Raw genomic sequence first — 1,549 nt, 5'->3', positions numbered from 1 at the left:
TAACGCGAAGACGTGACAGGGAAGCGAACGCTTTGGCAAGTAGCGAAGCACATGAGGCCGGCTTCCAAGAAAAGCTTCTGGCAATGCACATGCGGCCCGTACCAAAACCGACACAGGTGGGCAGGTAGAGGATACCAAGGTGAGCGAGAGAACTGTTGCCAAGGAACTCGGCAAAATGGCTCCGTACGTTCGCAAGAAGGAGCGCTTATGAAAATAAGCCGCAGTGAATAGGCCCAAGCGACTGTTTAACTAAAACACAGCTCTCTGCGAAGTCGCAAGACGAAGTATAGGGGGTGACACCTGCCCGGTGCCGGAAGGTTAAGAGGATCTGTCAATCGCAAGATGAAGCAGTGAGTTGAAGCCCCGGTGAACGGCGGCCGTAACTATAACGGTCCTAAGGTAGCGAAATTCCTTGTCAGGTAAGTTCTGACCCGCACGAAAGGTGTAACGATTTGGGCGCTGTCTCGGCAGCAGGCTCGGTGAAATCTTAGTACCTGTGAAAATGCAGGTTACCCGCAACTAGACGGAAAGACCCCATGGAGCTTTACTGTAGCCTGGTATTGGATTTTGGTCAGACATGTACAGGATAGGTGGGAGACTGTGAGACGTGCACGCCAGTGTACGAGGAGTCGCCGTTGGGATACCACTCTTGTGTGATCGGAGTTCTAACCTGGTGGCCTGAACCGGCCATAGGGAGAGTGCCAGGTGGGCAGTTTGACTGGGGCGGTCGCCTCCCAAAGAGTAACGGAGGCGCCCAAAGGTACGCTCAGATTGGATGGAAACCAATCGGCGAGTGCAAATGCAGAAGCGTGCTTGACTGTGAGAGCAACAACTCGAACAGGGACGAAAGTCGGGATTAGTGATCCGGCGGTGCCGAATGGAAGGGCCGTCGCTCAACGGATAAAAGCTACCCTGGGGATAACAGGCTGATCTCGCCCAAGAGTTCACATCGACGGCGAGGTTTGGCACCTCGATGTCGGCTCATCGCATCCTGGAGCTGGATTCGGTTCCAAGGGTTGGGCTGTCCGCCCATTAAAGCGGTACGCGAGCTGGGTTCAGAACGTCGTGAGACAGTTCGGTCCCTATCTGTTGTGGGCGAAGGAGATTTGAGGAGAGCTGCCCTTAGTACGAGAGGACCGGGGTGGACCTACCGCTGGTGCACCAGTTGTATCGCCAGATGCATAGCTGGGTAGCTAAGTAGGGAAGGGATAAGCGCTGAAAGCATCTAAGCACGAAGCCTACTCCAAGATGAGATCTCCCATTCGCAAGAAGTAAGACCCCTTGAAGACGACGAGGTAGATAGGCCAGGGATGGAAGTGCAGCGATGCATGGAGTTGACTGGTACTAATCGGTCGAGGACTTAATCAGGACGTCTTTTTGGAAAGGATGTTGTTTGGTTTTGAGGGAGCGATCCTTCAAGACGGATCCGGTGGCGATGGAGAAGTGGAAACACCTGATACATACCGAACTCAGAAGTTAAGCACTTCATCGGCGAAAATAGTTGGGCCTGCCCCTGCGAAGATAGCTTGCCGCCGGGTCCCTTTTTTTT

General features: G+C 53.7%; 2 rRNA genes (1 of these 2 cut by a window edge). Both read left to right on the top strand.

What is annotated here, in order from left to right:
• Positions 1 to 1,368: ribosomal RNA gene (locus tag PND65_RS09435) — 23S ribosomal RNA — on the top strand; it begins 1,624 nt to the left of the window's first position.
• Positions 1,369 to 1,425: 57 nt separating this feature from the next.
• Positions 1,426 to 1,538 (top strand): 5S ribosomal RNA (rrf, locus tag PND65_RS09430).
• Positions 1,539 to 1,549 lie beyond the last annotated feature (11 nt).

Source organism: Faecalitalea cylindroides (assembly GCF_028321995.1).
Taxonomy (GTDB): domain Bacteria; phylum Bacillota_I; class Bacilli_A; order Erysipelotrichales; family Erysipelotrichaceae; genus Faecalitalea; species Faecalitalea cylindroides.
This window is presented reverse-complemented; position numbering and strand designations above follow the sequence as displayed.